Origin of the sequence: Kribbella albertanoniae (genome assembly GCF_004348455.1) — a bacterium.
Classification (GTDB): domain Bacteria; phylum Actinomycetota; class Actinomycetes; order Propionibacteriales; family Kribbellaceae; genus Kribbella; species Kribbella albertanoniae.
On sequence record NZ_SMKA01000419.1, the window covers coordinates 1 to 5,114 of the forward strand.

General features: G+C 67.8%; 6 protein-coding genes. 2 read left to right on the plus strand and 4 right to left on the minus strand.

The window, feature by feature from the left end:
- A partial coding sequence (locus E1261_RS43155) for a DNA-3-methyladenine glycosylase 2 (RefSeq protein ID WP_338033995.1) occupies nt 1-1,367 on the plus strand: 1,367 nt, incomplete at its 5' end.
- Here E1261_RS43155 and E1261_RS43160 read toward each other — a convergent pair.
- Nucleotides 1,349-2,095: an isocitrate lyase/PEP mutase family protein gene (locus E1261_RS43160; protein WP_132415897.1), complete on the minus strand. Its 747-nt coding sequence runs from the start codon at nt 2,093-2,095 to the stop codon at nt 1,349-1,351. The two genes, E1261_RS43155 and E1261_RS43160, sit on opposite strands and share 19 nt — an antisense overlap.
- A 76-nt stretch (nt 2,096-2,171) precedes the next feature.
- Complete coding sequence (locus tag E1261_RS43165) at nt 2,172-2,993, minus strand: alpha/beta hydrolase family protein (RefSeq protein ID WP_132415899.1); 822 nt, start codon at nt 2,991-2,993, stop codon at nt 2,172-2,174.
- 124 nt (nt 2,994-3,117) lie between these two features.
- Here E1261_RS43165 and E1261_RS43170 point away from each other — a divergent pair, with 124 nt between their 5' ends.
- Nucleotides 3,118-3,912 (plus strand): class I SAM-dependent methyltransferase, encoded by a 795-nt coding sequence (locus tag E1261_RS43170; RefSeq protein ID WP_132415901.1) that lies wholly within the window; start codon nt 3,118-3,120, stop codon nt 3,910-3,912.
- Here E1261_RS43170 and E1261_RS43175 read toward each other — a convergent pair.
- Together E1261_RS43175 and E1261_RS43180 are read right to left on the minus strand one after the other, a co-directional pair.
- Nucleotides 3,905-4,276 (minus strand): VOC family protein, encoded by a 372-nt coding sequence (locus E1261_RS43175; protein WP_132415903.1) that lies wholly within the window; start codon nt 4,274-4,276, stop codon nt 3,905-3,907. The genes E1261_RS43170 and E1261_RS43175 overlap by 8 nt on opposite strands.
- A 10-nt stretch (nt 4,277-4,286) precedes the next feature.
- Complete coding sequence (locus E1261_RS43180) at nt 4,287-5,114, minus strand: TrmH family RNA methyltransferase (protein ID WP_132415905.1); 828 nt, start codon at nt 5,112-5,114, stop codon at nt 4,287-4,289.

Genomic DNA, 5,114 nt, shown 5'->3' on the forward strand with positions numbered 1-5,114 from the left:
GGCTTGGGATTGGGGGTGACGGCGTGACCACGTATTCGGCGGTTCGGACTACGGGGATCTATTGCCGGCCGGGGTGTGGATCGAAGCCGCTGGCGGAGAACGTGCAGACGTTCGAGCTGGCGGCCGCGGCGGAGGCGGCTGGGTTCCGGGCGTGTTTACGGTGCCGGCCGTATCGGGTGGCGGGGACGGTGGCTGACGAGGCGCCGGAGCTGGTCTGCCGGGCGGTGCAGCTGATCATCGCGGGGGTGCTGGATGCTGCGGGTGAGGCGGCGCTGGCGGCGCGGATCGGGGTGTCGGCGCGGCATCTGAGACGGATGTTCCATGAGCATCTCGGGGTGACGCCGGATCAGTTCGCACGGTCGCGGCGGGCGCATTTCGCGCGGCGGTTGCTGGATGACAGTGAGCTGGGGATCGCGGAGGTGGCGTTCGCGTCCGGGTTCGGGAGTCTGCGGCAGTTCAACCGGGCGATGCGGGAGATCTTCCGCGCATCACCTAAGGAGCTGCGGGCGCGCCGGCGGAAGGCCGATCGGTTGACTGCGGACGGCGGTCTGGTGCTGCGGATGCCGTACACGCCGCCGTACGACTGGGAAGCGATGAGCGCGTTCCTCAAGGCCAACGCGATTCCCGGGGTGGAGTCGGTCGAGGGCGGGATCTACCGGCGCACGATCACGCTGGACGGCGAGCCGGGGTTGCTGGAGATCGGGCCGGGCGGGCCGGATCACCTACTCCTGCAGGCGCACTTGCCGTTCTGGGAGGGCGTCATCCACGTGGTCGATCGCGCCGCCGCCCTGGTCGGTCTCGAGACGGACCTCAGTATGGCCCGGCAGTTCCTCCACGGCGATCCGGAGATCGGTCCGTTGCTCGCGGCGCGCCCGGGCCTCCGGGTGCCAGGCGCATGGGGACCGTTCGAGCTCGCGGTACAGGCAATCATCCGCAATCCGCCATCACCCGCCGAGGTGGATGGGGCGCAAGAGCCGAGCACGGTACGGCGGGCGCCAGGCGAGGTGCCGGGGGATGAGGTGTTGCGGAAAGTTGTGGAGGTTTATGGGGTTCGGGTGCCGGGGTTGGGGTTCGGGTTGACGCACTTGTTTCCGGGGCCGGAGGCGTTGGTCGGGGTTGAGCCAGTGGCGGCGCTGGCGCGAGAGGTTGCTGAGGGCAACATCACCCTGGATTGCGGGCGGCCGGAGGAGTTGGGGCGACGGTTGGAGGAGGTGCCGGGGGTGAGTCGGCGGGCGGCGCAGCTGGTGGTGATGCGCCTCGGGGGCCGAGATGCTTGGCCGCTCGATGGTGAGGCCGGGCATCTCAGTCCCTGGAGGTCGCTGGCTGCTTTCCATCACCTGATAGGTGACTACGCCAAAGCGTCGTAGGTGCCGGTCTTCAGCAGTTCGGTGGCGGCGGCTGCGGCCAGCGCGTAGGCGCGGGCTGTGATGGCTGGGCCGACACTGATCCGGGTGACGCCGAGTTCGACGAGCTCGGGGACGGATGGTGCGCCCGGGCCGACCATCACATTCAGCGGCAGCGGGGAGTCGGCGGCCAGTGTGCGAATCGTCGGCGCGTCAACCACGGCTGGTACGAACAAGACATCCGCACCAGCCTCGGCGTACAGGTGTGCGCGTTCGATCGTGCCGGTGCCGTCGCCGAACATGTACGTGTCCGTCCGCGCGTTGATGACGAGGTCGATGCCGAAGGCAACTGCAGCGGCACGCGCGGTGCGGATGCGGTCGGCGTGCACGGCCGGTTCGTCGAGGACTCCGCCGGTGCTGTCCTCGAGGTTGATGCCGACAGCGCCCGCCTCGAGCACGGCAGTCACAGTCGCCGACACATCGCCGTACCCGGCCTCGATATCAACCGTGACCGGCACCGAGACCGCCGCGACGATCGCCCGGATCGCACCAACCGCGGCGGACAGCGACAGTCCGCCGCCGTCGGCGACTCCAAGCGACCAGGCAACCCCGGCACTCGTGGTGGCGATCGCCGAAGCCCCGGCGGCCTCGATGGCGCGGGCCGATCCGGCATCCCATGCGTTCGGCAGGACGAGCGGCGGTTGTGCGTGCAGGGCGCGCAGCCGCCGGGCCTGCTCAGTGTTGGCCAACATGAAAGTTTCCTCCTGAAGGGTGTCCTTCAAGATTCGCCTGCGCGCAGCACCCAAGTCTGGCCAATTTCGGACATGATTAGGTCCGCGCGCGCAGCCGATCCGGCAGCCCCGGGAGCTCCAGCCACTGTGCGAGGAATCGCGCCCGGTCGCTGTACGCCGCCACCTCGTTGATCACGTGCCCGGTGTCGTACCAATGGAATTCCTTCGGCTCACTCCCTGCCGCGAAGAACGCCTCGCAGTTCTCCCGGCTCACGTTCGGATCGAACCAGGCCGACTGGAACAACAGCGCAGCCGGCGCCGCTGCGCCCACGAAGTGCCCGCAGTCGTACGGCTCCATCAACGCCAGCAGCGGTTCGTACTGCTCTGGCGTCATCGCGTCCCGCATCGCCTTGATCTCCCTGTACGGCGTCTCGCGGTAGTGGATGCTCAGTCCGGACAGCCCCGAGTCGAACACGAAGCACCGGAACCGCCGGTCGATCCCGCTCACCGTGCCGGCCATCATCGCGCCCATCGAGTGCCCGACACAGCCGAGCCGCTGCACGCCGTACGACGTCAGCAGGTCGGCCCCGCGCCGGATCGCGAAGATCGACTCGCGGATGTTGCGGACGGCGTCGCCGGTGTCCGCGATCGGTAGGGACAACGCGATCCCGCCGGCTTCGGCGACCTGGATCGCCTCCGGCAGGAACCCTTCCTTGCCTCCGGTGGAGTGCTGGTAGATCACCCCGGCCAGCTCGTCGCCGCCCAGCAGCGCGCCCGACGGAAAGGCCAGATAGCCCTCGACCGGTGACCCCTCGGCGTTGTCGTAGCGGCAGCGGGCCACGACCACACCGTCGCGCTCACCCAGGACCTCGATCGCCGGGTGCAGCGGCAGCGTGTCGTCGTACGAGAGATCAACCATGTCATCAGGGATAGAAGCATTTGCTCCAGGCAACTAGCATGTATCGCTATGCAAGACGATATGTCTCATTCAGCAAGATCATGGGTTACCGTGAAGCGTGTCGCCAAAGGCAAGGGAGCCTGGGATGAATAACGTGTACACGCACGGCCACCACGAGTCGGTACTGCGCTCGCACAGCTGGCGGACCGCGGAGAACTCGGCCGGCTACCTCCTCCCGCATCTGCGCCCCGGCATGTCGCTTCTCGACATCGGCGCCGGCCCCGGCACTATCACCGCCGATCTCGCCCGCCTGGTCGAGCCAGGCCGGACGACCGCGCTGGAAGCGACCTCCAAAGCCTTGGACATCACTCGCGCGACCTTCGCCGAGCTGGACATCGAGATCGAGTTCGTCGTCGGCGATGTTCATGCGCTCGACCTCCCCGACGACACGTACGACGTTGTCCACGCCCATCAGGTGTTGCAGCACGTCGCGGACCCCGTCCAAGCCCTGCGCGAGATGCGTCGTGTCTGCAAACCAGGCGGGATCGTCGCCGCCCGCGACTCGGACTACCGCGCCTTCGCCTGGTACCCGACGCTCCCCGAGCTCGACGAATGGATGGAGCTCTACCAGCAGATGGCCCGCGCCAACGGTGGCGAGCCGGACGCGGGTCGGCGGCTGTTGTCGTGGGCGCTCGAGGCCGGCTTCGAGAAGGTCGACTCCACCGCAAGCAACTGGACCTTCGCCGACCCCGACGGCCGCGCGTTCTGGGGCGGCATGTGGGCCGACCGCATCCTCCAGTCGGCAATGGCCGATCAGGCCCGAGCGTCCGACGTACCGGAGGCAACCCTAGAAGCGATCTCCACCGCCTGGCGCACCTGGGCGACCAGGCCGGACGGCTGGATCTCCATCCTCCACGGCGAAATCCTCTGCGCTAACTAGACGCGAGTACGACCAGGTAGTCATCCGGATCCCGCAACCAGAGCTCGTAGTGGTCAGCGTTCGGATTGTGGTGTATGTCGGTCTGAATCGACGCACCAATAGCGCGCGCCCGGTCGGCCGCGGCGCGCAGGTCGTCGGTTTCGAACCACACTGCAACCCCGTTTCCCAGCACCTGCGTGGGATCCCCGAAGGTGCCGTGATGATGCGAGACCTCCAACCGATGCAACTGCAACACCAGTACGTCGCCGACCGCGATCCGCTCGTATTCCGGCCCGCCGTGCGCGCTCTCGGCACCCAGCACGGCGCAGTACCAGGCACTGCTCTTCTCGACATCGCGCACGGCGATCAAGGGTTGTGGTCGCATGCGGGCGACGCTAGGCCCCCGGTGGCACCGGCGTCTTGAAGGAATGGGAACGCTGGCGGGAGACCTCGTACAGTACGGCGGTCGCCGCGTTGGCCGCGTTGAGTGAACTGGCCGCGCCGGTGATCGGGATGCGGACCAGGTAGTCGGCCGCCTCTTTCCAGGCGGAGCTCAAGCCGCTGGTCTCGTTGCCGATCAGCACGAGTGCGGGCTGGGTGAAGTCGAAGTCGAAGACATCGACAGTGCCGGACTCGTCGGTCCCCGCGATCACGATCGGGACGCCGGTACGTCGTACCCAGTCGATCACCTCGCGATGCGACGGGACCCGGACCGCCGGTACGGCGAACAGTGAGCCGGTGGTCGCGCGGACCGCCTTCGGGTCGTAGATGTCGGCCGCGTGGCCGGTCACGATCACGCCGGATGCACCGAAGGCGTCGGCGGAGCGGATGATCGAGCCGATGTTGCCGGGGCCGGTGGGGCGGTCGAAGACGACGCCAAGGAAGTCGGGACCTACTGGGATCCGGTCGAGGTCGTCGGCCGGCATTTCCACGACCGCGATCAGCTCAGGCTCATCCTTCTCCCCGAGCTCGGCCAGAAGCTCCGGCTCCATCGCAACCCGTTCCACTCCCGGCAGCCGCCCCATCAACTCACGAGCCCAGCTGGACAACGGGCGAGCCGCATCGTGGATCACCACCCGGATCGGCCACCCGTGATCAACCGCGAGCGAAATCGGCCGAACCCCATGTACGAGGAACTCCCCGGCCCGCTGCCGCTTGTTCCGATTCCCCAAATACGCCTGCCACACCTGAAACCGGGCGTTCCGCGTAGAGATCCGCTGCAC

Excerpts from the sequence above, each read along its gene's own strand:
- E1261_RS43175 (WP_132415903.1), bottom strand. The coding sequence starts at position 4,276 with ATGCGACCACAACCCTTGATCGCCGTGCGCGATGTCGAGAAGAGCAGT.
- E1261_RS43160 (WP_132415897.1), bottom strand. The coding sequence starts at position 2,095 with ATGTTGGCCAACACTGAGCAGGCCCGGCGGCTGCGCGCCCTGCACGCA.
- E1261_RS43165 (WP_132415899.1), bottom strand. The coding sequence starts at position 2,993 with ATGGTTGATCTCTCGTACGACGACACGCTGCCGCTGCACCCGGCGATC.
- E1261_RS43170 (WP_132415901.1), top strand. The coding sequence starts at position 3,118 with ATGAATAACGTGTACACGCACGGCCACCACGAGTCGGTACTGCGCTCG.